The organism is Shewanella inventionis, from assembly GCF_019931735.1.
Classification (GTDB): Bacteria; Pseudomonadota; Gammaproteobacteria; order Enterobacterales; family Shewanellaceae; genus Shewanella; species Shewanella inventionis.
The window spans coordinates 2,924,156-2,949,689 of the sequence record NZ_CP082926.1 but is presented as its reverse complement, the minus strand read 5'-3'; the positions used below and the strand labels follow the sequence as shown (position 1 = coordinate 2,949,689).

Genomic DNA, 25,534 nt, shown 5'->3' with positions numbered 1-25,534 from the left:
ATGCAAGTATTGAGTGTGATATCTCATCTGCTGGATTACCCCAAGCAGGAGATGATTGATGCGTGTGATGAACTCATTGAAGTGGTACAAAATAGTCCATTGAATGAGCAACATCAAGCAGCTGTAGTCGGCTTTATTGAACACCGTTTTGCAGGTGATTTAATGGACTGGCAAGCAGAGTATGATGGCCTATTTGAGCGTGGTCGTGCTCTTGGTTTGTGGTTATTTGAACACTTGCACGGCGAAAGCCGGGATCGTGGTCAAGCGATGGTTGATTTGGTTAGCCAATACAAACAAGCAGGATTAGAACTCGATAAAAAAGAATTGCCGGATTATATCCCACTATTTCTTGAGTTTTTATCAAGCCAAGGTGATGAAAATGCTAGGGCGGGAATACAAGAAGTAGAGCATATTCTTGCACTTCTATTTTGTCGCCTAGAGAAACGTCAGAGTGATTACGCGGTGTTGCTTGATGCGTTACTTCATATAGCGCAAAACCAGGTCGACTTGGCTCCAATTCGAGCCCAACTCGTTAATGAAAAGCGTGATGATACTAAGCAGGCGATTGATAAAGAATGGGAAGAAGAAGCGGTTACCTTTGGTGCCCCTGATGCAGAAAACTGCCCAAGCTCTGTTAATCGTCCGAGTGAAAGTCAACGCAAAGATCAGTTTGTGCCAGTCACCTGGACTGGTTTTGATAAACGTGCCAGTTAGGAGTAAACCATGAGTTATTTAAACACGCTGTTTTTTGGCATTTACCCTTATATTGCCTTCGCTATTTTTATTGTAGGCTCTATCGTACGTTACGATAGAGAGCAGTATACGTGGAAAACAGGTTCAAGCCAGCTACTTGAAAGTAAAGACCTTAAAAGAGGAAGTCGAGCTTTTCATATTGGAATTATCGCGATTTTACTTGGTCACTTTGTTGGTTTGCTTACTCCAGCGGAGGTATGGCACTTGTTTGGCATTGAAGCCAGTGACAAACAATTAATCGCGATAACGGCTGGTGGAATATTTGGTTTAATTTGTTTATATGGATTAACCATTTTAATCAAACGTCGCTTAAACAACCCGAGAATAAAAGCAACAAGCAGTAACATGGACATTGCCATTTTGATGGTGCTCTATGTCCAGCTTGTACTCGGATTAATAACTATCATAGTGTCATTGGGGCATCTTGATGGTTCAGAAATGTTATTGCTGATGAGCTGGGCTCAAAATGTGGTGACATTTGATATTTCTGAAGCGACAGCATCGATTGCCGATGTGAATATTATCTTCAAACTGCATATATTTCTTGGTATGAGTTTGTTTGTATTATTTCCGTTTAGTCGTCTAGTTCACATTGCCAGTGTTCCAGTTCAATACTTAAGCAGAAACTACCAAGTTGTTCGTGTGAAACGTTAATGATAGTGATGCCCTGGGCTTAGCTCAGGGCATTTTTCATCTCCATTGAGGGTACCTTATGATAAGCGTTAATCAAGAGTCTATCTCTGAACAAGCCGTATTGAATGAAATGCAATACCATCCAGCAGACAATCATAGAGCCGCTATGGTAAGTGCTGCTCAAAGTTTAATTATTGGTAAATTGCTATTACAACGTGCAGACGAACTCAATTTGACCAATAACATTGATGCAACAACATTTGCAGATGAAAAAACTTACCAAGATGCCGTTTTAGAGCAACTTATTAATCAAGATATTAAAATACCACAAGCCACATCGGCAGAGTGCCAACAGTATTACCAAGCCAATTTATCAAAATTTACGACATCACCATTAGTGGCCGCAAGACACATTTTATTGCCTGCTCCAGTAGAAGATATCAATGCAAGATTAGAGGCTAAAGCATTAGCTGACGAGATTATTAAGCAACTAAAACAGGGTGAAAGCTTCAGCGTTTTAGCTTCAGCACATTCTAAATGCGACTCTTCGAAGCATGGAGGTGTATTGGGGCAATTGAGTAAAGGTCAAACCGTTGCAGAATTTGAACGACAAGTTTTTGCTGCAAGTGAAGGGTTAATGACTCATGCAGTAGAATCACGTTATGGATACCATGTGGTATTTATTGACATGAAAATTGCCGGTAATCAATTACCTTATGATTTAGTTAAGCAACGTATCACGACTTATTTAAATGAAAAAGTAAAACGTAAAGCAATAGCACAATACATTAGACACCTAATAAGCCAGGCTAATATTGATGGATTTGAATTTGATATTGATGCCAGTCCATTAATGCAATAGTTACAGTAGTTAAACAATTAGAGAAGTTAAACACTGTCTTTGTAGATAAAACAATAAAAATAAGGGGAACCCATGTCTCGTGTAATATTTGATTGGAAAGATCCATTGCAGTTCGATAGTTTGTTAACTGGCGAAGAACGCATGATCCGAGATATGACTCATGAATTCGCACAAGAAAAATTAATGACTCGAGTATTAATGGCGAATCGAAAAGAACATTTTGATCGCGAGATCATGAATGAACTTGGTGCACTTGGTTTATTAGGTTCAACGTTGCCGGAGCAATACGGCGGCTCAGACGCTAATTATGTGAGTTATGGATTAGTTGCCCGTGAAATCGAACGCGTCGACAGTGGATACCGTTCAGCCATGAGCGTGCAGTCATCTTTAGTGATGCATCCGATTTATGCCTATGGCAGCGAAGCACAGCGGATGAAATATTTGCCAAAATTAGCCAGTGGTGAATGGGTTGGATGCTTTGGATTAACAGAGCCAGATGTTGGCTCAGACCCTGGTGGCATGAAAACGCGAGCGACTAAAACCCAAGGGGGTTATGTCCTAACTGGCGCTAAAATGTGGATCACCAACTCACCTATTGCTGATGTGTTTGTGGTGTGGGCCAAACTAGACGGCGAGATCCGAGGATTCATACTAGAAAAAGGCATGAAAGGATTAAGTGCCCCAAAAATTGAAGGTAAATTTTCCCTGCGTGCTTCTATCACTGGTGAGATAGTGATGGATAACGTTGAAGTGGGTGAAGATGCATTGCTGCCTAATGTGTCTGGCTTAAAAGGGCCTTTTGGTTGCCTTAATAAAGCCAGATACGGTATCGCTTGGGGTGCATTGGGTGCAGCAGAGTTTTGTTGGCACGCGGCGCGTCAATACAGCCTAGATAGAATTCAATTTAATCGCCCATTAGCGGCAACTCAGCTTATCCAAAAAAAGCTTGCTGATATGCAAACAGATATCACCATGGGGTTATTTGCTTGCTTACAAGTGGGTCGGTTGATGGATAACGATACCTTGCCCGTTGAAGCTATTTCGATGATCAAGCGTAATTCCTGTGGTAAGGCGTTAGACATAGCCCGCATGGCTCGTGATATGCACGGTGGCAATGGCATTAGCGATGAGTTTCATGTTATCCGCCATGTCATGAACCTAGAAGCCGTCAATACCTACGAAGGCACTCATGATATTCATGCGCTGATTTTAGGTCGTGCGCAAACGGGCATTCAAGCCTTTGGCTAACCCGAGGCTATGCTAAGTAGATTGTGATCTGAATATTAACTTAGTTTCAAATGGGTAATGACTGACGCGTATCTCATATTCGTCAGTCAGTGAGCCGCAAAGGCTTCAATCTATGTGTCAGGCCAACATGTACATAAGACCAACATATGCACAGGTCAACGTATGAAGAGGTCAATTAAATAGCAGTTCTATTTTAAGCATCACGCTAAGTATCAGAACTAGAGTCACTAAAAAATCAAATCAAGTAAGACTTAGCCAAATTCAAAGTTGCAATGCCCTTTGGGTTTTCTCATAGGGTGAATTTTTGCGAGCTAAAATTGTTAATTCAGCCCAAGTAATAACTTGAATTAGCTGTGGTTGAGCCAATGTGTGATACAGCAAATTATGTAGGATTACAGCTATGGAAGATAGGGCAATAGCATTAGAGCAGCAGTTTATTGAGCGCGTATTAGCTGAAGATTTTGAAGATATAGGCGAAGGCTGGGATCACGCCAACTTGGAGTTAAGTGATGCTGATTTTCTTGGGTTATTTGAATCACAACTTAAAAGTCGTTTACTGGATTTAGAGTCGCGCCGCATGCGTGCTCGTAATCAAGGTTTTTATACTATTGGTAGCTCAGGACACGAAGGTAATGCGGCCTATGCATTAGCAACGCGGCCTACAGATATGGCGTTTCTGCATTATCGCAGCGCCGCTTTCATGATAGAGCGTGGCAGGCGAGTTGCTGGTGAAACCCAGCTTTGGGACATGTTGCTGTCTTTTTCAGCCTCAAGCGACGATCCCATTTCTGGTGGGCGTCATAAAGTGCTGGGCAGTAAACGCTTATTTATTCCTCCGCAAACTTCAACTATTGCATCGCATTTACCAAAGGCTATTGGTGCTGCATTTAGTATTCCACTTACCTCGCGATTATCGGTTGCCGCTAATATGCCCGCAGACAGTATCGTCGTGTGTAATTTTGGTGATGCATCATCGAATCATGCCAGTGCTCAAACCGCAATCAATGCTGCATGTTGGACAGCGTACCAGCAAATTCCGTTGCCAATAATGTTTGTGTGCGAAGACAACGGTATTGGTATTTCAACTCGTACTCCCAAAGGCTGGATAACAGCCAATTTTAGCCAGCGTGCAGGGCTTAAATATTTTCATTGCGACGGCCGTGATGTATTGGATACCTATCGAGTCAGTAAGCTTGCGGCAGACTATGTCCGTAAACATAAAAAACCAGTGTTTTTACATGTGCGCACAGTGCGGTTAATGGGCCATGCAGGCAGTGACGCCGAAATAGCCTATTTAAGTAAAGACTATATTTTACAAAATGAAGCCCAGGATCCTTTACTGGTTACGGCGCAACAAATAATTAAAGCCAAACTGTTAACCTCAGATCAAGTGATTGAATTATATCAAGAGCTTAAAGCAAGGATAAGTGCGATTGCTATGCAAGTGGTCAACAGGCCAAAATTGCAATCGGCCGCACAAGTCATGGCCAGTATTATTCCTCCCAAAATAGTGAAATCAACGTTAGCCGAATCAAAGCCATTCACTGAAGATGCGTTCAATCAATTAATGAGCGCCGATAAACTATCGTTAGATAAGCCAGTGCACATGGGTAAACTCATTAATCTCACCTTAACTGAGCTGATGGGTCGTAACGACAATATTGTGGTCTGCGGTGAAGATGTGGGTAAAAAAGGTGGGGTATATCATGTTACTTCTCGCTTAGTTGAACGCTTTGGTCCTAATCGTGTGATCAACACCTTGCTAGATGAAACCGCTATTTTAGGCTTGGCAATCGGCATGGCACACAACGGTATTTTGCCGATCCCAGAGATCCAATTTCTGGCATACGTACATAATGCAGAAGATCAAATTCGCGGTGAAGCTGCAACGTTATCGTTTTTCTCTAATGGTCAATTCACTAATCCCATGGTCATTCGCATCGCTGGACTTGGTTATCAAAAAGGCTTCGGTGGTCATTTTCATAATGACAATTCATTTACCGTATTTCGGGATATTCCGGGGCTTATTTTGGCATGTCCATCTAATGGTGAAGACGCGATGGCTATGCTCCGCGAATGTGTGCGTTTAGCTCAGGAAGAGCAACGTGTCGTAGTATTTCTTGAGCCTATAGCCCTTTACATGACCCGTGATTTACACGAGGTAGGTGATAATTTATGGGCTGGGCAATATGTGCCACAAGCCAAAGCTTTGCCACTTGTCTATGGTGAATTAGGACTGTTTGGCGAGGGTAAAGACCTCTGCATTATTAGTTATGGCAATGGGTATTATTTAAGTCGCCAAGCAGAAAAAATATTGGCCGAGCAGGGTATTGCCGTCACGGTTATCGACCTACGTTACCTCGCGCCACTCAATGAAACCGCTATAGCCGAAAAAGCCCGCCATTGCCGTCATATATTAATCGTGGATGAGTGCCGTCGAAGTGGTTCGGTGAGCGAAGCGATTATAACCAGCCTGCATGAACAACTTGGTTCGTTATGCCCTGAAGTGGCAAGAATAACCGCCGAGGATTGTTATATTCCGCTAGCTGATGCTGCAACCCTGCCGTTACCCATGCGAGATACCATAGTTGACGCGGCTTTAGCCTTAGTTAAAAACAATCCTGTTGATCAATCAGCTAATCAAGCCCTAGATAACAGTCTGGTGCAACAGCAGGAGATACCAGCATGAACCCAAATCAAATAAATGGTCAAAAACCTAAACAAAGAATACTGGTGGTTGCCCCAGGCCGAGGTTGCTATAACAAAGACGAACTTGGTTATTTACAGCGAAATCATGCTGATAAACAGGACTTTATTGCACATATCGATGCTTATCGACGTAAGCAAAACCAAATGAGCATAGCTGAACTTGATAGTGAAACAAAATACTCATTCAAACAGCATACTTCCGGCGAAAATGCCTCCGCGCTAATTTATGCGTGTTCAATGAGTGACTTTATCGACATTGACCGCGAACAATTTGACATTGTTGCTGTAACAGGTAATTCGATGGGGTGGTATATCGCCTTAGCGTTGGCGGGGGCTTTAGATCTCGATGGCGCTATTCAAGTCATTAATACTATGGGCTTTATGATGGTCAATGGCTTAATTGGCGGGCAGCTTATCTATCCTGAAATGGACGAGCAATGGCGGCTAGACTGCGCAAAAACTCAGCTTATCGATAACCTGATGGAGCAAATTAACAATGAGGAGGGGTGTCATCTTTATACATCAATTTACCTTGGCGGTTATCGAGTATTAGCGGGTAACGAAGCCGGACTTAAACGCGCTGAATCGTTATTCCCAAACATTGACGATAGATACCCAATGCGCCTATATAACCACGGTGCATTTCATTCTCCTTTAATGGCGGATATTTCAGCGCGAGGTAAGGCTGCATTAACTGCCGAGTTATTTCAGCAACCCAAAATCCCGATGATCGATGGCGAAGGACGTATTTGGACACAATACAGCACAGATACTAATAAATTACATGAATACACCCTAGGGCATCAGGTATTAGCGCCTTATGATTTCACTAAAGCAATAGAGGTTGGCATAAAAGAGTTTGCTCCAGACAAAGTCATCGTACTAGGCCCTGGCAATACCTTAGGCGGGCCAACGGCTCAGTCAATTATAAATACACAAGGTTATGGTTGGACCAATAAAACGGACTTTATCAATACACAAGAAAAAACTCCAAAACTATTAGCAATGGGACATCAGGTACAAAGAAAGTTCGTTAGTCATGGCTAACGTAACGTTAATTTTTAGTATATGAAAAGTCTTAGCTGATAAATTGATTAAGTATTCGTATAGGATTGCCTATCGCTTAACTAATTGAAAATATGAGGAGAGTTGTGATGATTAAATATAGTTTGACCCTAGGCTTTATATTTTTTACCTTGCTCTTGTATTACTGTGATTCGAGAGTAAACGACAGCAAGGATGATGAAAACAGTGAAAATGAAGAAGAATAAATAATATGAAGTAAATTAACCAGGGTGAATGCATGGGCGCTTAAATTTCAAGCAATCTAGGTAGTGGTGCCAACTTGTTTGGCACGAAATTGGCACAAAATCATAAAAACACAATTTTTTGAGGTTAAAGTAACAAATTTTGATTGCGTGATTAACGCATCACTAAGCGGTTAACAGGGAGAGGGGGTATTTAAATATATTTGAAAAACTCAGGATTTAGGGGCAAAAAAGTTTCTTCAGGCACAGAGTTAAAGAATTGAAATTTAGTTAAGGTATTGTATTAAATACAAGAATGGTACACCCGAGTGGACTGTTTTCTACATCGAGAATACCGACCCCTACCGCCGCCGTTAACAAAGTGAGGGTAGTGCGCTGCTTTACTCTTTTAATTTTAGACATCAGTGAATTATAGGCATAAAAAACCAACTTTAGTTGGCCAGTTATTCTTCACATCATATATCTATAGAGAAATGGTACACCCGAGTGGATTGCTTTCTACATCGAGAATACCGACACCTACCACAGCTTTTCAAATCAGTAGGTAGTGCTACTCTTTTTTACCAGCTGAGCTACGGGTGTATTGTATGAATTTGACTAATTATACTCTGTCAGAAGAGTGGTACACCCGAGTGGACTCGAACCACCGACCCCTACCATGTCAAGACGTTAAAAATATTATTTCTTATACCCCCTCAGCGCTACACCTTTCGCCTACACCCCTTAACTAATATGAGTTTTCAAAATAAACGGGCATCTCATTTTCGATAATTTAAGAGAATATTCACAACATTTTTGCTTGAACTGGGCACGATTTAGGCACAATATAGAAATGTCCAAATTGACCACTATTTTGTCGTTTAGGGGGAGTGATGAACGAACATGCTGAGCATTTCAATAAGAGTTTAGATAAGTTGCTAGTCGACGTTAAACTCGAGATGGTTTCATTTAATCAAATTCAACTTGAGCGTTCGCTTAAAACCTTCTGTGAATCGTTTAACCTTCTTAGTACTCTAAAACCAAGCTCAGATGATAGCGTCGAATCCCCCGCATCAATATTGCTCGACTCATACCAAGCACCCTTGTTAGCAAGTATAACTGAGGCAGGTTATTATCGTTTAATTTCTGGATTAATGACCTATCAAAAGCTATGTAAAATATATGCTGGTGATGCCAAAGCTCTAGTACCTTGTATTGTGTTACCTCGGCGCCCTAATAAAGACACACTCCATTTATTAATGCTCAATGATATTGTTAGGCCGTTATTAAAACAGTTTGTTAATGTCACAGGAGATTCAATCACTCAATCTTTATCTGCATGGTTTGTCACTGATGAACAACCATCAGTTTTTAACTCCCCACAATGGCAGTCGCTGTTTCCAATGATAAAAACCAAAACACAATTGTGTGAGTGGTTACATGTCAGCACTAAAACGGTCAGATTAAAATGACAAGTATCAAGCAACATTTAATAGAGCATATATGTCGATATTGCGAACTCAAAAAGCCGCACATTGGTAAAGATGAGGTCAGTGAAGATTTAGATGATTTTGTTGATCGTATTTTTGCCCCTGAATCACTAGGAGGGCTTAAACAAGTTATTAGATTGATCGCCCGTGTTAGAAATATATCCTTTCACTCAGCACAATCGATAATGAAAGAGTTAAATTTAGCAACCTATATTTTTGATGCATTACACAAGTATAGTTTTGATATCGAGGACCGTTATATCAGCAATGAATATCATCGGACCAAGTATCAAAAAGGGTGGTGCAGTGAATATCCCTTTTATGTTGTATTGCTTAAATCTTATGAATACAACCTGACGATAAAATCATGCGAATTATTTGCTACATTCATCAAGCACTATTACTCAGTGTTAGATACCCTCAGAGACAAAGACTTAGCCAGGGAATCTTCAACCAGGGAAGAAGATGCCTGTTCTAATTTCAGGCTTTTCATGAGAACCAATGTTGCTGAACTGAATTTTGTACGCGAGACAATTCCCAATACAACAGGTGATTCACCAGCGGCCATTGCCCACCAATTAGATCAATATCTTACTAGTAAAGAAACATGGCCATATCTACCACATAAAAATTATCTTCGAACACTTTGTCATTTCTTTTCCAATGATTGGAAACCTGCAAAACATATCACTCGAAGAAGACCTGCAATTGATCGAGTACCTAAACGTTATGCAGATCCCATTGCGATCCCGATTGTCGGCGCCCATGATGACATATTTGCATTGCTCCCTGACGAACCTTTAATACCTAATAGTGAAGGTTTAAATGATGATGACCAGTATGCTGCTCAGACATTTGTCATTAATAACCGTGACGTAGATACTAAACGTGATAAAACAGAACTACTCGACACAGCTATTCCTTTCAATAAGCACGTACAAAACCGAACTGCTATTGATGTCACCGCAAGTGTTCGTCGCTCTCATAATATGGGCATACAAAATACACAATTATTAATGCCTGAAGAGCTTAACTTCCTCATTGAAAAATTAATCCTGATGGGGCATCGACCAGCCAACCGCGAAATGGCGATAGTAATATGGCTAATGTTGCTATTGAGTAAATCTGTAGAAGAAATACAAAGCTTAGTCGTATTTACAGATTTATCTAGAAAACAGCAGGGCTTGTATATTGATGAACTTGGGCAAGGGTGGTGGTTCTTCTATGTAAGCCATTCAGCAAAAGCTAAGCTGGATAACGAAGGGCTAAGAGAAGTTAAAGAGGAGGTTTTTACGCCATGCCCCGAGTTTTTACAAAAGCTCATAGTTTCAAATAGGGGAGCTCAGTTAACCGGCCCCATCCTTAATGAAAAAGATTCAAAAAGAATTACGAGTTCAGTCGTTCGAAAACTAAAAAAGCTATCAGATCGACATGCTTCAGGCCGCGTAAGTGTCCGACGTTTGGTTAACTTTGTTAGTTATTATCTAAATTCAACTGATGTTATTGATCCTATTTTTATCGACTATAGCTATGCAGTGCATATGTACACGACTCGTGTTGCGAGAAGTTACGCGAATGTCAGGGATCATTTTAGAACCGAGCAACTCTCTAAATTATGGCAAAATGTTGAACAAGATATTCAGCTGTTCACGGGCAAACCACTACCGGTTTCATTATTTGAGCTTCGACATTTTGATCAAACAAATCCCTTCTTGGGGTCATCATTCACACCGACAAATGATGCCATAGCAACCTTAATTAACTCGTTAACAAAGCGAGTGTCGGCGTCTATACCTGGTTTTCAACATCGATTGCTAGATATGATTGAATATCATAATGCATTTACCGCTTATACAGCTTGGATGTTGCTATTTGGAACGGGCTATAGAGCGGCTTGGAATCCGTTACCAACATTTGCCTTATTTTTACCGTCATTAAATTTAATGGGGATAAGTGACAAAGACGATTCTGACTTTAGTCATTCTCGTATTGTCGCAGTGCCCAATATTTTAGTATCTCAATTGAACGAATATAAACGTCACTTAGGGTGTTTACGTTCATTGTTGCGCGTGTTACTGCCAAAGATGTGCAGTACGATTGACAACATAGTTGACGTTCAGCAAAACGTGTTGAGCTTTAATCATACTCAGGCAACACAATGGTACAAAGTCATCCGAAATTCACGTAAAGAACAAGGTCCTTTCTTTTTTTTAAATAGACAAGGCAATAGTGTAGTAGCGACAAACTTATCACCTTCAGAGCTTGTAAACTATTGTAAAAATGAATTACAACTGCCTGCTAATGCTGGACGACATTGGTTAAAATCCCACTTATTAAAGAAAAACATTTGCCCTGAGTTAATCAATTTCCAAATGGGTCATTGGCAAGCTGGAGAAGTGCCATTAGGTGATTATTCAGCTTTAAGTCATGTTGAAGCCATCAATGAAATAGTCCCTGTGCTTGATGAGTTATTTGAGGAGGTCGGATGGAAATCATTAAAGTCCGTCATTTCATAAAAAACCTCTACGAAAGTGGAAAATTTCACCCTTTATATCGAGAGGTTTTTGATGCATATGTAAAAAAAGATGAATTTGAAGACGATACTCAAAGCAAAGCTGAAGATGATACTCAAAGCAAAGCTGAAGACGATACTCAAAGCAAAGCTGAAGATGATACTCAAAGCAAAGCTGAAGATGATACTCAAAGCAAAGCTGAAGATGATACTCAAAGTAAAGCTGAAGAAGATGCTTTAAGAAAAGTTGAAGAGGATTTTTATCAATCTTATAACAATTTACTTGGGCATTTAAAAAAACGAATCATCCTATCGGAAACAAAATTTTTACCTGCTGAGCTAGAGGCATTAATTGCGCAACTTAAACCAGCGGTGTTGAGTAAGCAAACGCAGTTGTTGATTTTGCAGTCAATACTCAACTATGCCAAAAAGCATCATGGTATTGATTCTCCTAACATACCGTCGATTATTACTCTTAAACGAGATAAACCCATTATATCGCCGGTTGAGCTCGTCCAGCTGCCAATTGTTGATATGCTTTTCTCGCTACTCGATAAAGAATTAATGACCCCAAATAGAGCTCTATCTAACAACCAAAAACTAGGTCGTTCTGCTCTGTTGGTATATTTAACCGTTAACGTAAGCGATACTCAAGAGCTTATGTCTATTCTTGAGCATCCACAGGATGTGTTTTACGTCGGCGGAATTTGTTATTGGCAAAAACAGCAGATAACAACTGCTCAATCACGATACATTTTAAGTGATGTTGCGGTAATGGCATTACAACAATGGGCTAACGTCAAACAAAATGTATCAAAAATCCAAGGGTGCATTGTAAAGTATTTAAACACGACATCTGAATTTGATTGGTCAGATCTATCAATGCTTAAATTAAGTACACTGAGAAAAATTCATAATATTCTGCAGTTAGGACCAGTACAGTATCAGATGTATTTTTTACCCAGTATGAGTCAAGCATTACCAGATCATGCTTTTATGCGGATTTTAACTGATAAAGCATGCATATATTTCGAGCCGCATTTGTTAGGGGCAAGTGATTTATGCACAAACGAATTTAAACAATTGAGGCATGTGGCCAACAACAACCATTGTTTTATTGCTATTGATACTACATTAAAACAACTAGATGCCATTTATTCGGATTTAATCAAAGAAGCATCAAGATCAGCATGTTTAGATACTTTAAGTAAAAAGCTTAAGTCATTAGATGTCACCGCCAATCCTTACCTCTGGCTGCTATGCTCTTGGTTATTCTCACTGTTAAAAAATGGAGGTACCTACAAGCGCCGATTAAAGTTGGCCACTGCAGTGGATTATGTCAAAAGCTTGAGCAATCCGTTTCTCGTCGTATTTAGTACGTGCGATATAGGGTTATTATCGGGAGAGGATTGGGCTAATAAACTGAATGAATCCTCTGACGTTTTTACCTCAGCCCAACGAAAAAAATATGTGTATTATTTTGCACAGTTTTTAATAGAAACAAATTTAGTTCGAGATCTCTGCCTATCCGATATCGATGTTATTGGTAGTTCTAGTGAAGTTGACGCGAATTTAATTTCACCAAGTCATATTGATGAAGTATTGAAATATCTCACAGATCATATTCATGATGGTCTTGTCTATCAATATGCTTATTTTTTGTTATGTTTTTGCTTTTACAGCGGCTTGCGAAGGAATGAAGCTGCAAAATTAACCTGGGCTGACTTTTCATTTGCAGTCAATACGCCAGCCAAAGATGCATTTGACTATGTGCAGCTTTCGGTTAGACCCAATCAGCATCGCACGCTCAAAACGACTTCTGCTCGACGAGAGTTACCACTAGATGCACTTTGGCCAAAGACAGCCATAGAAAAGTTACGGGTGCGATATCAAATACAGCAACACTCAGGTGCAAACAAAAAGGCGCTATTGTTTGACGATGCAACTCGAGTCAATCAGGCTTATGAGTTAATAACAGATTTAATCCGTCACTTTACTCAAGACTACACTTTACGAATTCATCATCTTCGTCATAGTTTTGCTAATTGGTCTTGGTGCCGCTTAAATCCAAGAACCATAAAGCAGGGGCGTGTACAACTAACGATATTCGGTCATCAAATATTCGATGATGATTACCTACAACGGTTACAAAGCAGATTACGCTTTAATATGAATAGCCGTAAAAAAATGTTCATCTTGGCTCATCTGATGGGGCATAAAGATGTTCAATCAACGTTAAATAGCTATTTACACCTTAAAGATATTTTGTACTACTTAGACTTAAAGCCTTACTTTACGTTAACTAAGTATTTTACTTCAGAATGTGTTGGGCGAGTATCTTGGCTAGAACCAGAGTCGGGCTTAAGTTTGGCTGAAAGGTTAAACTATTACACTCGAGATACAGAAGCGAAATTAGCAATAAAGCCTGCACCATTAACGTCATCCTTATCGGTGCCAACATTTTCAACGTATGACAAAGAAATAAAACCAAATATTGAGATAAGCAGCATGACTTGGGCTCGTGCACTGAACGCCTTGAAAGTCAGCTCGGTTATCGAGTCTTCTCAATATTACAATGTTCCACTCGAAGAGTTACAGCAACTACTTAATAATGCTGAGCAAATACATCAACATTACCCGCGCATAGGTAAGCGACTTCCATTGATCCCAGCCTTTCCAAGATTACATAATGCCGAATATGTTGCCAAAGCTGATGCAACTGTTGCTAAATCCAGTAAAGTATTTATGTATCTTTGCGACAAATTTGACAAGAGTATTGGAGTTGAACCGTTAACCTTAGCTAACGTGAGGTTGAGCATGGAAATATTAAAATACGCCGTACCAGGTAAAGGTTATGAGTTGAGGTGTCCGGACTCAACATTATCAAGAATGTTTATGCGTTTTTGTCAACTTTTAGGCTTAAAGGGTAGGCATTTAGTATTCACGTTTTACAGGGCCGATTTAACTATTGAAGAGTCAAAGCACATTGAAATTCGGTGGAAAAAAACAATCTCAGATTTTGGTTTTAATCCTAAAAACTTTTTATTTGCAAAAGAGGATCAAGGACTCTACTTAGGTAACCATGATGGTAATGGATTTTTAGAAATCGCATTGGTCAACAATACATATAAGCAGCCACAACGACATCAAAGCATATTTAGCTTTTTACATTTTCTACTGATTTTGAGCTATGAGAACAAATAAAGTGTTAGCTTACTTATGTCCCATTCCAATTCAGTGCTGCTTTCCCTAACATTTTTCAGTTTCCTCATTACCTAAACTATTATAATGCGATAAACCATAAAATATTCCTCATATTTAGTATGAGTTATCATGTAATGCGAGTAAAAATAGAACACCATGACGATGGTGATGTACTATCAAAAATAGGTAATACGAAATGTTAGTTTTTAACTGCACCAAAGCCGCAGTAGAGTTTTTTACGGTTACACGTCAAGGCCAAAAGGTTTCAGATCTAGAGCCTGCGCCACATAAAACCATCGCAGAGTCGATTGAAACGCCTGTTTTTCCAAACGGTGTTGATACCAACAACAATGGTGAATTTCAATGGCAGTGGGTACTACATTGTGTATCCATTAAACGCAAAAGATACTTAATGGCGATGGATTATCAAAGTCGTTTTTGTATAACAGTACTAGCAGGAAAGAAAGGTGATATTTATCAGTTTCTCAATACCTTTGAGCCAATGCTAAAGGCGTGTTTTCACAGTCTAGCCAATGAAAGCGGTGTTGATACGGTCGAGGTAGAGAACTGTGTTGACCATTATGACAGAGAAGTTAATGACCGTGCCTTCTACCCTCGAAGTGACCGTAGCGTGCAAGCTCACCTAAATGACGTTCATTGGCATCTTGAACGTCACTGCTATGAAGATGGAATGTTACTTGAAGATGTTGATCTACTTGGCTTTAACTTATTTTCAGGTCAGTTTCCTCGTAATAGTAAGCACAAGAAGGAGCACTTTTTCCCTAATGAAGAATTTGTTAACCAGTGGCAACAGTGGGCATTAAAGCCTCAACCAGTGGATATGAGTAATGTCATCGTGTTAAGCCATCGCAGACAATAGAGGATAAGAATAACTTTTTTTGTAGCGACTCAGCTGACACTCCCCGCCTAAAAGCTTCTCTGCACATTGAGCAAGTAAAAAGAGGTAATTAATCAAGTAAGTTTGAGCATGCTTAATAACGCGTTGATGTGCAAAGGCGTGCCAGTCGAATACTGCTGGCACATTTATGCCCACAAACGTCGTGACGCTTCACCCACACCAGAGCAAATGGGTAATGGCGATATCGATGGGTGTTTATTCTCATATTGGTATTTAGTTGAACATGCTTTTGCTCTATTCAAGCATCTTACAGTTTTAGCGACTCTGTGGTAAATTTAAATTATTATTGAAAGTATCCTGGCGGTTCTCGCTTGCTAGAGAATTTGGCCTGCAACGTCAAAAAACAATAGTCCCAAATATAAAAATCAAAACCCTATCAATTTAAATTGGAACAGCTAAGATATTAACACGAACCGAAGATGTAAATTTGAAAGGAAAATCATGAAAGCATTGAGTCGAACTCCTTGGTTTGCTTGGTTTTTAATTTATTGTTTATCCGTTTCAGTTTGGCATTTGTTAACATACTCTTTTTATGAGCAAGCGTCGTTTCGTATCGGCGGTTCAGTTCTTTTAGCCGCACTTATATATCTGACACAATCAGAGTACCGAGTACATCACATAGCAATAATGTCATTAGGCATTTTTGCAGCCAATTATGTGATAGAAAATGTGTTACTTGGAATATCCCCCCTTCTATCAGCAACTATAAGTTTAACCTTAATTTTTCAGGCTTTTCTTGGCTGGTTCTTGTTAAGGCGGTTCACACCAGATGCTCAATTCCCTAGTACTTTAAAAAAGTCCATAAATTTTCTTATATTCGCTGTGACATTGCCAGTATTAGCATCATCAATTATACAACCTCTGCTGGAGCGATTGGTTTCACCTCAACCTTTTACTTTCAATGGAATTGAACAGGAGTTCTTGTACTGGGCAGCCCTTCGTTTTACATCTATGGTAATAATTACTCCCTTACTACTCTTGCAGCACGATCTTCAGCAATCTCATTTTTTGAGCCTTTTGGCAAAAACGTCATCATTTTTTTGGACATTGTTAGCAGGGCTAATCATCGCAGTGATGGTTTTTTCAATAGAGAACCCCGCAGGTAGAGCTCTTGCTACATACAGTTCTTTATTGATGCCATTTACGTTGTTTGCTGCTATCCGTTTACCATTACTACAAAGCCTGTTGGTTGTATTAGGTATTAGTTTGGCCTCTTTTTGGGCAGACTCACGCTATGCCGGTCAATCACAACAAGTTGTCAATAGTCTGATTGCGTTATCTGTATTTATAAGTTTCAATGCACTCGTAGCGTGGTTGGTCGGGATGATGATTCAGGAGCGAGAACAACATTTAGAAAAAGAAACGACACTACACTATCTTTATGAAATGTTGAGTCGTTTTAATCAATTGCTTATAAAGCAGCCTTTAGAAAAACCTCAACTTTTTGAATCTGCTTGTAAAATTATTATTGAAGAAATCAAGTGTGACCGTGTATCTATCATTTATTTTGATAACTATTTATCGAATGAAAATGTCATTAACTGCGCTCTGGTTCGAACCGAGAATGATATCATTCCTGCATTACCCTGCGTTGACAAACATAGTGTTATCGGCGTTTTTCAAGGTAGTTGTCGCCTAAGCTGTTAAGCTGCTTCTTTTTTGTTCTCTGGGTTTAACTCCACCTCACCGATTTCATCCCAGTTTCTGGTGCCATTTGACCAGCGGTTAGGGTTAATTTTTTGCGCTTTTTTGTATAACTCACGGCGTTTTGCCAATATTGCTTTATCTTCACCATGATGACGTTGTGCGGGTGTCACGAATTTGATACGACTATGTCTGTGCTCATTGTTGTACCAATTCGCGAAGTCTTTCACCCAAGTTCTTGCATCTTCAAGGCTTTTAAAGCCTTCACTTGGCCAGCGGTGGCTGTATTTGACCGTGCGAAACAGTGATTCCGAGTACGGATTATCATTGCTGACACCTGGACGACTACGAGAGCCTATTACTCCCATTTCAAGCATCTTGGACTGCATCGTTAAGCATTTCATCGGACTGCCGTTATCTGAGTGCAATACCACGTTTTGTTTAACGCATTTCTCAGCCCAGAGAGTTCGCTCAAGCAACTTTGCAGCATAGTCACCTGATTCACTATCATGAACTTCCCAACCCACAATTTTACGACTGAAAATGTCGATTATCATGTAAAGGTAGAAAAACCGTCCAATCACTGTTGAAGGACAGTAGCTGATATCCCAGGTCCACACTTGATTTGGTCCTGTCGCTGTGTACCCCCTAGGCTTAGCTCGGCTACCTTTAGGTTTTTCTTTTCCTCGATGAGTGAGTTGGTTGTTGGCCTTCAGCACACGATAAAAGCTTGATTCAGAAGCGATATATTGCCCATTATCTGCCAGCATTGGTACTATCTGGCTTGGCCCTAAATTAGCGTATTCTTCTTGATTACTGATAGCTAATATGGCTTGCTGTTCTTCCTCTGTTAGCTTATTTGGGGGCTGGGGTCTATCCGCTATAGGTCTTTTATCACCGATGATTTCACCGCCTTCTTGCCAGCGCTGTAACGTCCGTATAGACAAACCAATTTCTTCACAGGCTTTCTCTTTTCTTGCGCCTGAGGTAACGGCATTATCAATCAAGGATGTGTAATGCAGCCTATCTGAGAGTGAGGTTAACTGTCCTCGTCTTCCCCCCAGTAGGCATTTAACTTTTTTCTTAACACCAATAATGCCGCGGTTTCAGCTAGGGCTGCATCCTTACGTTTTAACTCTTTTTCTAGCTCTTTAATTCGCTTACGGTCGGCTTTTCGCTCTTGGGCTAATTGCTTACGCTGCTGGGCTTGTGTTTGATTGCCTGCAATACAGCTTTGCTTCCATTCTTTAACTTGTTCAGGGTAAAGCCCTTTTTCACGGCAATACTCACTTAACTCAATTTCGCTTAATGCTGACGTTTCTAAAACAATTGAGAACTTTTGCTCTGGTGACCAACCATCTAAATTATTACTCTCTGCCAAACTAGAACCTACTTTTAAATACTTATCTCGCCATGAATACAAAGTAGATAAGTTGATACTTTCTAGCTTTGCGAATTGGCCTAATGATAAGCCACTTTCAAGGAGCTTTCTAATGACGGCTTGCTTATGCTCTTCTGGATAATGCTTCATTCATAACTAACTTACCGCTCCCTGTTTTATTTTTATGAAAAACTGAGGCGACAACTATCCTGACACAGGGGGTTATTGTAAAGCGAGTAATCGAAAGTGAATCGTATGAATTACTCCAATCCAAAAAACACATTTATGACCCAGCAATACTTTTGAACTACAACTCTGTAGCAGCGTTTCCTATAAAACAACATTCAAACTGTGTCGGATGCTTAATGATTTTCTCTAAAAGAGAATTTAATTTCACACCAGAAATGTTGCGATTGTTTCAGGAATTGGCCGATGATACTGGTTTTGCAATTTCAATGCACGACTCTCAAAAGCGGCTTAAACAAACCACAGAAGTATTCGACTACAGTTGTGAATCGATTATTATCACTGATGGTCAAGGTACTATTTTAGATGTCAATCCAGCATTCTCTATTATTTCAGGCTACAGTCGTGACGAGGCCATCGGTCAAAATCCTAGAATATTAAAGTCCGATAAACAAAATAGTGCATTTTATGAAAGCATTTTTCGGCAGCTACAAAAGCATGGTATCTGGAGTGGGGAATTTTGGAATAAAAGGAAAAATGGTGAGCTTTACTTTCAACGTGGAAGTTTTACAACTGTTTTAGATGCTGATGGTGCAATTCTTCATATCATTTCTATCATGGAAGATGTCACCCAAAGGCAACAAGATGAAGCCACTATTGTACATTTGGCCAACTACGATCAATTAACTGGTCTTCCCAATCGTACTCTACTCAACGAATATTTCCTGAAGGCATCTGCGGAATCGCATCGCTCCGGTCTAACATGGGCTTTATTATTCATTGACTTGGATAAATTTAAAGAAATCAATGATGCCTTTGGCCACCATTATGGCGATGAACTATTACGACTCGTTACAGCAAGGTTAAGTTTACACATTCGAGAAACCGACCTATTCAGCCGTTTCGGTGGGGATGAGTTCATTATTATTGCACAATGCAACATGGATGAAGCCAGCCAAATGGCGATGAGATATATAAATGAGATCAGACAAGAGTTTTTAATCGAAGACTTAGATGTCCATATCGGTGCAAGTATCGGTATTGCCATGTTCCCACAGGACGGTATTAAATTAGAAAATTTAATACAAGCAGCTGATACAGCAATGTACAAAGCCAAGGCTCTTGGAGGAAACGAATCGGTATTCTTTAATCTGTCTATGCAAAAAGAAGTGCAAGAACAGATGATTATGAGACGTAACCTTGATAAAGCCATTGTTAATAATGAACTGACTTTATATTTTCAACCGAAAGTTACAGTCACTGATGGACACGTTCAGATCGTTGGTTATGAAGCACTTATTCGTTGGCCACAACAAGATGGTAGCATGATTTCACCTGGAGAATTTATCCCTTTAGCTGAGAAAGTTGGCCTAATATCCGACATCGATCAATGGGTACTCAATAATACAATCACAAAATTAAGCCATTGGCTTGTACGTTATCCTGGTAGGGTATTACCTGTAGCCGTTAATATTTCTGCTGCTTTATTCGCTGAGCAAGAATTTGTGGCGATATTGGCAAAGTTAATCACAGATTTAGGTATACCTCCTGCACTATTAGAATTAGAGATCACCGAAAGAGTAGCAATGTTGGATGTCGAATACACGTTAAATACCCTTAAGGAGTTAAAAAAATTAGGGATCGGTCTGTCAATTGATGATTTTGGTACTGGTTATTCTAACTTAGCTTATTTGAGATTATACCCGGTTGACATTCTGAAAATTGACATTAGCTTTATTAAAAATGTACATCTGGATGGAAAAAAGCAGAATTTGGTTAGAGCAATAATCGGCATGGCTCAAGCTTTAGGAATGAAAACGATTGCTGAGGGGGTTGAGTGTCAGGAAGAGCTTGATTTTTTGATCAACGAAAAATGCGATCAGTATCAGGGCTTCTTTTTTGGAAAACCAGTGGCAGAAAATAAGTTAATCTTAAATTTGACATAGCTATAAAAAAGTTAGCTAATTTGGCCCACTACAACTACACAGATGTTTATTAGATAAGACATCTAAACGTTCGATGTTAGATAAATGGGTTGATTCATTTGTCACTAAATTAGCGAACCAACTAACACGATTCTGTCCATTTTTAAGTTAGCTTGAGTAACACATTATTGCCCCAAACCTTGCTAGCGAGATTTTCGGCTGATAAATATCGCTTCAATTCGTTCTACATTTTCTCATGCGTGGCCGCAAAGAAACGATGAAAGGAAACTCCCAAAAGCGTTCATCTTGTAGCAATTCCTGCCAGATCTCACTTTTGCATATCTATTCCAAAACAATTGACGTGAAGTCTGACTAAGGCATAGTGTATGTTGACGGCAGCTTTGAGCGGAAAGCACTCATTGTAATTCGAGCAATTATAATTCGTATTGATATACTCATGTCATGATTAAAGTTGATTTTGTGGTCAGACGATGAGAACAATAGGCAAGTTGGCTAAAGAACTTGATTTAGGCATAGAAACTATACGGTTTTATGAGCGAGAAGGCTTGATAAATCAGCCTCAAAAACCTCAAAATGGTTATCGTGTGTATGACGACTCGATCACTAAACAATTACAATTCATTAGTAAGGCCAAAGCACTTGGCTTTACTCTAAAAGAAGTGGCTTCGTTGATGTCAATGGATGGCGATTGTGCCAAAGTTGAGTCTCTAAGCTTGCAGAAATTGAGCATAATTCAAAGTAAGATAGATGACCTTCAACGTTTAGAAGTCGTCATAAAAGAAATGACTAATTCATGCCGCAACAATAACGACCAATCTCACTGCCCAATAATAGATTCGCTAAAATAGTATTGACTCCGTATCTACCTACGGAGTTTACACTCAAATCATTCAAATAAAGTTAGATGTTCAAAAAATGATTAATAAGATTTTAGATAAAGTTGGCTCAGGTGGAGTTTGGATTGCAGCCCTTAGTTGCACAGGGTGTTTTCCTGCTCTAGGCTCATTATCATCAGCATTGGGATTAGGCTTTCTCTCTCACTTTGAGGGGATTGCTGTAAATACCGTATTACCTATATTTGCAACACTGGCATTGTTGGTAAATTTGTATAACTGGTATAAAAACAAAAATCATATGAGAGGTACTCTTGGAGTTATTGGCCCTATAGCGGTTTTGTTAACCCTCTATCCGTTATGGCAATACGATTGGAGCACTTATTTATTCTATGTAGGTATTTGTTTGATGATTGTCATGTCCGTATTAGACATTGTTAAACCTTTGAAGGAGCAAACATGCAAAATATTGAGTTAAATTCTACCATTACTTGCCCTGAATGCGGCTTCAGTAAAACTGAAAAAATGCCAACCAACGCTTGCCAGTGGTATTATGAATGTGAATCTTGCAAAGTTCTTCTAAAGCCCTTGACGGGCGACTGTTGTGTATTTTGCTCCTATGGAACAGTTAAATGTCCACCAATTCAAGAAGTACAAAGCTGTTGTATGAGCTCAGTGACAGCCTCTTAATGGCCTAAATTAGGTATTAGATCTAACGCATTTCTGTCCAAAGTGAGTTTGAAAATGATCAAACTTAATTATCAGAAACTGACATTCGTCCTCAGATAAATTATCAAACAATAGCGGTATTACCGTTCATGACAACCATAATTTTTATCAAACTTTATTATGGTCGTACACAAGTCGCCAAGTGTGTTATCTGGCCGCAGAGTGTTCGCCGTAGAGCTTCACCGCCAAGGCTACGATGTTGCCCACATACATCACATGCTAGGTAATCGCACACTCGAAACCACGCAAAAGCTGCTAACAACTGACCCCGTATCTATGGGGGCTATAGCTGCAAATGCCTTTTAATGATGGTACTAAAAAATAGTATCAAATCCGCTTGAAATGATACTAAAAAGTGGTACTATGAATTTAACGGATTATGAGGCTTTATGAACAAAAAACATTTAAGAACGTTAGCGGCTATTTTTGCTAGACCTGTCAGCGGTTCTATCAAGTGGTCTGATATTGAAGCGCTGTTTATTGCTCTAGGGGCAGACATAGAGGAACGTGAGGGTTCTCGAATTGGTGTGGTGCTGTTTGGTGAAGTTCAGGTATATCACCGCCCACATCCTCATAAAGAAACTGACAAAGGCGCAGTGGTAAGCGTCAAAAAATGGTTAGAAAGAAACGGGGTAAAAGCATGAAAAATCTAATGATGATCAACGGGGTAAAAGCCTTTATTAATTTTGATCCAGACGCTGAAACATTCCGTGGAGAGTTCGTTGGGTTAAACGGCGGCGCGGATTTCTACGGTGAAAGCATCAATCAATTGGAAGCCGAGGGCGCGAAGTCATTAAGCGTTTTTTTAGAGATGTGTCAGGAGCGTGGCATTGAGCCTTATAAAAACTTCTCTGGCAAATTCAACGTTCGGATCTCGCCAGAGGTTCACGCTCGACTGAATGAAATAGCGCTATCGCAAAGCATTAGTTTGAATGCTGCGGTAGAAAATGCAGTCAATGACTACATTGCACATTCAGCGTAGGACGGAAACTAGAATGTCAGAAGAACTTCCATTTGACGAAGGTCGAGCAGCTAATGTCACATCCTTACAGCAAATTCAATAAAAATACTGGGGTTGAACTGTTAAGTTAGTTTACTTAGGTTGAGCATGGAAATATTGAATTAAATTTCAACCAACTCGGTTAAGCCTGCACTCAAAACGTCTTCTAAATATTCTGGTTTCATCCTGGCTCGTTTTTGTTTCATGGGTATACTTCACTTAGATGATTCTGAGCGGAGCATATTTAACGATAGTTTGCGTAACAATGACCAATTCTCTGATGCATGATTTTGATAAATCAGGCAATAGTCCTCACCCATTGAATCATCCAACAGCCAGTATAGACTGTGGTGAACCATGATGTAATAAAATGGGATTAGACCATTTACCTTCGCCGTTTCGACTATATTTTAATGCGTGCCACTGGCATGGACCCCATTTGCCGTGTGGCAAAAAACCAATTATTTCGGCATATCACAAATGGTTTTACTGTACGGTTAGATCTATTATTATCGATGCTTAGTCTGCCATCATCTATCCAGCTGCTCATGATTTGGCGACTGAGCTCAATATCGTATTGCATGAACATGGCTTCCTGGTAATAAGTTGACTGAGTAAACTTATCACCAGGAAATAACAATGAAAGATAATTTTACAAATATAACTCATATGATCATACTGTTGATATGTAAGACTAAGTTAGACAGCACATATAAGGTGGATAAATGAACTACTTTGCAGAGGATCCCTTCTAGGTAATGTAAACCTGGAGGGTAAATGAAAAAACTAAAACATCAGTACCGAAATCGTATTAAAAGCCAGTGTCAATATTTTTGGGGTTATTATCCCAGCGTACGCAGTGGAGCCCACAAGCACTTTTCAACAAAACAGGAAAAGGGTTATTACTTCCTACATATGATTGAGTGCAAAGGTTACCCAATCAAGTTACGAGCAGCACGAGGAAGATCGTTAGCTAACCCATGGGATGACTACCCAGCGTATGTGTTTGACCTAGCAAAAAGTTGGAAGCATAATTCCAAACGACGTTATCAGTACTACAAGTAAATCTCACGATAATAAAGCTCCTTCTTTGAGGAGCTTTGTTTTTTAAGATCCTAGAAGAGCGTCAAGAGCCATTAATTTTATTGGCTCTGTTGTAAACATCTAGTCAACGGCAGCTATTTTTAACATTCCAAGGTAACAGGCTGTCAATATCCGGTGCTGGTGCAGAGTTCATCAAGGCAAGCCATGATTAATTCAAATGGCGTTAAGCCATTTACCTTTGTTGTTTCGTCAATACTATAAAGCTTGCCGCGAGCTGGCCACTTCCACAACCGGTAAAGGCGTCCATAACTTCCAAGCTTTAGTAGATTAAATCACGCTGACAATATTGGCAAAGCTGATGCTTTTGCCGCCTAATTCTGTGATGGCTTTAGTAATCCTTACAGCAAATTCAATAAAAATACTGGGGTTGAACTGTTAAGTTAGTTTACTTAGGTTGAGCATGGAAATATTGAATTACCTCGAACCAGGAGAGGAATTGCAGTCGAGAAGATGCTACCTAGTGTTTTTCAAGTAGGTACGAGCACACCACTAATATTTTTGAGACGTTACAACAAATGCAATAACCTCTTCTTAATTTTCCAAGTTAAACGAATATATTACCTTCTTCATATAAACTTTAATAATATAATCAGATAGATATAATGACTGGCGCATGCTGGTCTTATTTTTGAAGAGGTTCCTTCTGCGAAAAAAACATTAAAGATCTAGCAATAAAAATTAGATCGCATAAAATAACTGTACAAATGTACAGCGGTTATAAATATGCGCATTATCCCTATTCATGCAAGTGCTGGTATTACTGGGTTTGAATCTCCAGCTTCAGAATATTTACAGTTAGCATTAAGTCTAGATGAGCTACTTATAGAGCATCCTAGTGCCACATTCATTGGTGTGGCCACTGGTGATTCGATGCAAGGTGTGAGAATTTTCTATGGTGATTTATTGATAGTGGACAGGCATGAAACGGTTCGAAATGGTGATGTTATAGTGGCTAATTTCAATGGTGAGTTTGTATGCAAAATCCTTGATAAACCTCGCAGACAGCTACTGTCATCCAATGAAAATCATCAGCCTCAACCCATCAATGATTATGACTCTTTCAGTATTGAAGGCGTGGTTATCCGCTCAATACGGTGCCATCGACAAAGCCCGTTACTGGCTGGTAAGTAAGGA

General features: G+C 39.7%; 22 protein-coding genes, 1 tRNA gene and 2 pseudogenes. 21 read left to right on the top strand and 4 right to left on the bottom strand.

All coding sequences use genetic code 11. The features are described from left to right. The 6 genes from narJ to K8B83_RS13085 all read left to right on the top strand — a co-directional run bounded on the left by narJ (nucleotide 1) and on the right by K8B83_RS13085 (nucleotide 7,252). Nucleotides 1-714: a nitrate reductase molybdenum cofactor assembly chaperone gene (narJ, locus tag K8B83_RS13110; protein ID WP_167680242.1), complete on the top strand. Its 714-nt coding sequence runs from the start codon at nucleotides 1-3 to the stop codon at nucleotides 712-714. Nucleotides 715-723: 9 nt separating this feature from the next. Continuing rightward, nucleotides 724-1,407: a respiratory nitrate reductase subunit gamma gene (gene narI / locus K8B83_RS13105; protein WP_167680241.1), complete on the top strand. Its 684-nt coding sequence runs from the start codon at nucleotides 724-726 to the stop codon at nucleotides 1,405-1,407. A 58-nt stretch (nucleotides 1,408-1,465) separates the two neighbouring features. After that, complete coding sequence (locus K8B83_RS13100; RefSeq protein WP_188737755.1) at nucleotides 1,466-2,248, top strand: peptidylprolyl isomerase; 783 nt, start codon at nucleotides 1,466-1,468, stop codon at nucleotides 2,246-2,248. A 72-nt stretch (nucleotides 2,249-2,320) separates the two neighbouring features. Beyond that, nucleotides 2,321-3,496 (top strand): acyl-CoA dehydrogenase, encoded by a 1,176-nt coding sequence (locus K8B83_RS13095; protein WP_188737757.1) that lies wholly within the window; start codon nucleotides 2,321-2,323, stop codon nucleotides 3,494-3,496. A 400-nt stretch (nucleotides 3,497-3,896) separates the two neighbouring features. Next, complete coding sequence (locus K8B83_RS13090) at nucleotides 3,897-6,185, top strand: dehydrogenase E1 component subunit alpha/beta (RefSeq protein WP_188737759.1); 2,289 nt, start codon at nucleotides 3,897-3,899, stop codon at nucleotides 6,183-6,185. Continuing rightward, nucleotides 6,182-7,252 (top strand): ACP S-malonyltransferase, encoded by a 1,071-nt coding sequence (locus tag K8B83_RS13085; protein WP_188737761.1) that lies wholly within the window; start codon nucleotides 6,182-6,184, stop codon nucleotides 7,250-7,252. Before K8B83_RS13090 ends, K8B83_RS13085 begins: the two co-directional genes overlap by 4 nt. A 695-nt stretch (nucleotides 7,253-7,947) precedes the next feature. Here K8B83_RS13085 and K8B83_RS13080 read toward each other — a convergent pair. Beyond that, nucleotides 7,948-8,055, bottom strand: a tRNA-OTHER gene (locus K8B83_RS13080). Nucleotides 8,056-8,345: 290 nt separating this feature from the next. Between K8B83_RS13080 and K8B83_RS13075 the strand changes: the two genes are divergently transcribed. From K8B83_RS13075 to K8B83_RS13050, 6 genes are all read left to right on the top strand, one after another. After that, nucleotides 8,346-8,924 (top strand): hypothetical protein, encoded by a 579-nt coding sequence (locus K8B83_RS13075; protein WP_223417404.1) that lies wholly within the window; start codon nucleotides 8,346-8,348, stop codon nucleotides 8,922-8,924. Then, a complete protein-coding gene (locus K8B83_RS13070; protein ID WP_223417403.1) occupies nucleotides 8,921-11,458 on the top strand; it encodes a hypothetical protein in 2,538 nt (845 codons plus the stop codon). Before K8B83_RS13075 ends, K8B83_RS13070 begins: the two co-directional genes overlap by 4 nt. Then, nucleotides 11,428-14,658, top strand: a complete 3,231-nt coding sequence (locus K8B83_RS13065; RefSeq protein WP_223417402.1) for a site-specific integrase — start codon at nucleotides 11,428-11,430, stop codon at nucleotides 14,656-14,658. Before K8B83_RS13070 ends, K8B83_RS13065 begins: the two co-directional genes overlap by 31 nt. Before the next feature lie 196 nt (nucleotides 14,659-14,854). After that, entirely contained in the window at nucleotides 14,855-15,538 is a 684-nt protein-coding gene (locus K8B83_RS13060) for a DUF6933 domain-containing protein (protein ID WP_223417401.1), read from the top strand. Nucleotides 15,539-15,646: 108 nt separating this feature from the next. Further along, nucleotides 15,647-15,850 (top strand): hypothetical protein, encoded by a 204-nt coding sequence (locus K8B83_RS13055; RefSeq protein ID WP_223417400.1) that lies wholly within the window; start codon nucleotides 15,647-15,649, stop codon nucleotides 15,848-15,850. 168 nt (nucleotides 15,851-16,018) lie between these two features. Continuing rightward, nucleotides 16,019-17,224, top strand: a complete 1,206-nt coding sequence (locus K8B83_RS13050) for an MASE1 domain-containing protein (protein ID WP_223417399.1) — start codon at nucleotides 16,019-16,021, stop codon at nucleotides 17,222-17,224. Here the strand turns inward: K8B83_RS13050 and K8B83_RS13045 are convergent. Further along, a protein-coding gene (locus K8B83_RS13045; RefSeq protein WP_223417398.1) for an IS3 family transposase occupies nucleotides 17,221-18,752 on the bottom strand; the annotation gives its coding sequence in 2 pieces (ribosomal slippage) (nucleotides 17,221-18,290 and nucleotides 18,290-18,752; 1,533 coding nt in all). The genes K8B83_RS13050 and K8B83_RS13045 overlap by 4 nt on opposite strands. A 215-nt stretch (nucleotides 18,753-18,967) precedes the next feature. On the opposite strand from K8B83_RS13045, the gene K8B83_RS13040 reads away from it, so the two are divergent. From K8B83_RS13040 to K8B83_RS13010, 7 genes are all read left to right on the top strand, one after another. Further along, nucleotides 18,968-20,734: a putative bifunctional diguanylate cyclase/phosphodiesterase gene (locus K8B83_RS13040; RefSeq protein ID WP_223417397.1), complete on the top strand. Its 1,767-nt coding sequence runs from the start codon at nucleotides 18,968-18,970 to the stop codon at nucleotides 20,732-20,734. Between the two features lie 470 nt (nucleotides 20,735-21,204). Next, nucleotides 21,205-21,582 (top strand): MerR family transcriptional regulator, encoded by a 378-nt coding sequence (locus K8B83_RS13035; RefSeq protein WP_188739080.1) that lies wholly within the window; start codon nucleotides 21,205-21,207, stop codon nucleotides 21,580-21,582. Between the two features lie 67 nt (nucleotides 21,583-21,649). Beyond that, a complete protein-coding gene (merC, locus tag K8B83_RS13030) occupies nucleotides 21,650-22,045 on the top strand; it encodes an organomercurial transporter MerC (protein WP_223417396.1) in 396 nt (131 codons plus the stop codon). Continuing rightward, complete coding sequence (locus tag K8B83_RS13025) at nucleotides 22,027-22,257, top strand: GDCCVxC domain-containing (seleno)protein (protein WP_223417395.1); 231 nt, start codon at nucleotides 22,027-22,029, stop codon at nucleotides 22,255-22,257. The genes merC and K8B83_RS13025 overlap by 19 nt, the downstream gene beginning before the upstream one ends. A gap of 159 nt (nucleotides 22,258-22,416) precedes the next feature. Next, nucleotides 22,417-22,602 carry a site-specific integrase gene (locus K8B83_RS13020; protein ID WP_223417394.1) on the top strand — a complete coding sequence of 62 codons (186 nt, stop codon included), beginning with the start codon at nucleotides 22,417-22,419 and terminating at the stop codon, nucleotides 22,600-22,602. Nucleotides 22,603-22,685: 83 nt separating this feature from the next. Next, on the top strand, nucleotides 22,686-22,940 hold the full coding sequence (locus K8B83_RS13015; protein ID WP_188741155.1) for a type II toxin-antitoxin system HicA family toxin: 255 nt from the start codon (nucleotides 22,686-22,688) through the stop codon (nucleotides 22,938-22,940). Further along, nucleotides 22,937-23,278 carry a type II toxin-antitoxin system HicB family antitoxin gene (locus K8B83_RS13010; protein ID WP_188741154.1) on the top strand — a complete coding sequence of 114 codons (342 nt, stop codon included), beginning with the start codon at nucleotides 22,937-22,939 and terminating at the stop codon, nucleotides 23,276-23,278. The genes K8B83_RS13015 and K8B83_RS13010 overlap by 4 nt, the downstream gene beginning before the upstream one ends. A 140-nt stretch (nucleotides 23,279-23,418) precedes the next feature. Here K8B83_RS13010 and K8B83_RS13005 read toward each other — a convergent pair. Beyond that, nucleotides 23,419-23,652: pseudogene (locus K8B83_RS13005) on the bottom strand (transposase); the annotation flags it as partial. A gap of 57 nt (nucleotides 23,653-23,709) precedes the next feature. Further along, nucleotides 23,710-23,834 (bottom strand): annotated as a pseudogene (locus tag K8B83_RS13000) (IS66 family transposase); the annotation flags it as partial. Between the two features lie 239 nt (nucleotides 23,835-24,073). Between K8B83_RS13000 and K8B83_RS12995 the strand changes: the two are divergent. Next, nucleotides 24,074-24,361: a hypothetical protein gene (locus tag K8B83_RS12995; RefSeq protein WP_188741153.1), complete on the top strand. Its 288-nt coding sequence runs from the start codon at nucleotides 24,074-24,076 to the stop codon at nucleotides 24,359-24,361. Nucleotides 24,362-25,123: 762 nt separating this feature from the next. Beyond that, nucleotides 25,124-25,531 (top strand): LexA family protein, encoded by a 408-nt coding sequence (locus K8B83_RS12990; protein ID WP_223417393.1) that lies wholly within the window; start codon nucleotides 25,124-25,126, stop codon nucleotides 25,529-25,531. Nucleotides 25,532-25,534: the final 3 nt, after the last annotated feature.

Excerpts from the sequence above, each read along its gene's own strand:
- narJ (WP_167680242.1), top strand. The coding sequence starts at position 1 with ATGCAAGTATTGAGTGTGATATCTCATCTGCTGGATTACCCCAAGCAG.
- narI (WP_167680241.1), top strand. The coding sequence starts at position 724 with ATGAGTTATTTAAACACGCTGTTTTTTGGCATTTACCCTTATATTGCC.
- K8B83_RS13100 (WP_188737755.1), top strand. The coding sequence starts at position 1,466 with ATGATAAGCGTTAATCAAGAGTCTATCTCTGAACAAGCCGTATTGAAT.
- K8B83_RS13095 (WP_188737757.1), top strand. The coding sequence starts at position 2,321 with ATGTCTCGTGTAATATTTGATTGGAAAGATCCATTGCAGTTCGATAGT.
- K8B83_RS13090 (WP_188737759.1), top strand. The coding sequence starts at position 3,897 with ATGGAAGATAGGGCAATAGCATTAGAGCAGCAGTTTATTGAGCGCGTA.
- K8B83_RS13085 (WP_188737761.1), top strand. The coding sequence starts at position 6,182 with ATGAACCCAAATCAAATAAATGGTCAAAAACCTAAACAAAGAATACTG.
- K8B83_RS13075 (WP_223417404.1), top strand. The coding sequence starts at position 8,346 with ATGAACGAACATGCTGAGCATTTCAATAAGAGTTTAGATAAGTTGCTA.
- K8B83_RS13070 (WP_223417403.1), top strand. The coding sequence starts at position 8,921 with ATGACAAGTATCAAGCAACATTTAATAGAGCATATATGTCGATATTGC.
- K8B83_RS13065 (WP_223417402.1), top strand. The coding sequence starts at position 11,428 with ATGGAAATCATTAAAGTCCGTCATTTCATAAAAAACCTCTACGAAAGT.
- K8B83_RS13060 (WP_223417401.1), top strand. The coding sequence starts at position 14,855 with ATGTTAGTTTTTAACTGCACCAAAGCCGCAGTAGAGTTTTTTACGGTT.
- K8B83_RS13055 (WP_223417400.1), top strand. The coding sequence starts at position 15,647 with ATGCTTAATAACGCGTTGATGTGCAAAGGCGTGCCAGTCGAATACTGC.
- K8B83_RS13050 (WP_223417399.1), top strand. The coding sequence starts at position 16,019 with ATGAAAGCATTGAGTCGAACTCCTTGGTTTGCTTGGTTTTTAATTTAT.
- K8B83_RS13040 (WP_223417397.1), top strand. The coding sequence starts at position 18,968 with ATGATTTTCTCTAAAAGAGAATTTAATTTCACACCAGAAATGTTGCGA.
- K8B83_RS13035 (WP_188739080.1), top strand. The coding sequence starts at position 21,205 with ATGAGAACAATAGGCAAGTTGGCTAAAGAACTTGATTTAGGCATAGAA.
- merC (WP_223417396.1), top strand. The coding sequence starts at position 21,650 with ATGATTAATAAGATTTTAGATAAAGTTGGCTCAGGTGGAGTTTGGATT.
- K8B83_RS13025 (WP_223417395.1), top strand. The coding sequence starts at position 22,027 with ATGCAAAATATTGAGTTAAATTCTACCATTACTTGCCCTGAATGCGGC.
- K8B83_RS13020 (WP_223417394.1), top strand. The coding sequence starts at position 22,417 with ATGGTCGTACACAAGTCGCCAAGTGTGTTATCTGGCCGCAGAGTGTTC.
- K8B83_RS13015 (WP_188741155.1), top strand. The coding sequence starts at position 22,686 with ATGAACAAAAAACATTTAAGAACGTTAGCGGCTATTTTTGCTAGACCT.
- K8B83_RS13010 (WP_188741154.1), top strand. The coding sequence starts at position 22,937 with ATGAAAAATCTAATGATGATCAACGGGGTAAAAGCCTTTATTAATTTT.
- K8B83_RS12995 (WP_188741153.1), top strand. The coding sequence starts at position 24,074 with ATGAAAAAACTAAAACATCAGTACCGAAATCGTATTAAAAGCCAGTGT.
- K8B83_RS12990 (WP_223417393.1), top strand. The coding sequence starts at position 25,124 with ATGCGCATTATCCCTATTCATGCAAGTGCTGGTATTACTGGGTTTGAA.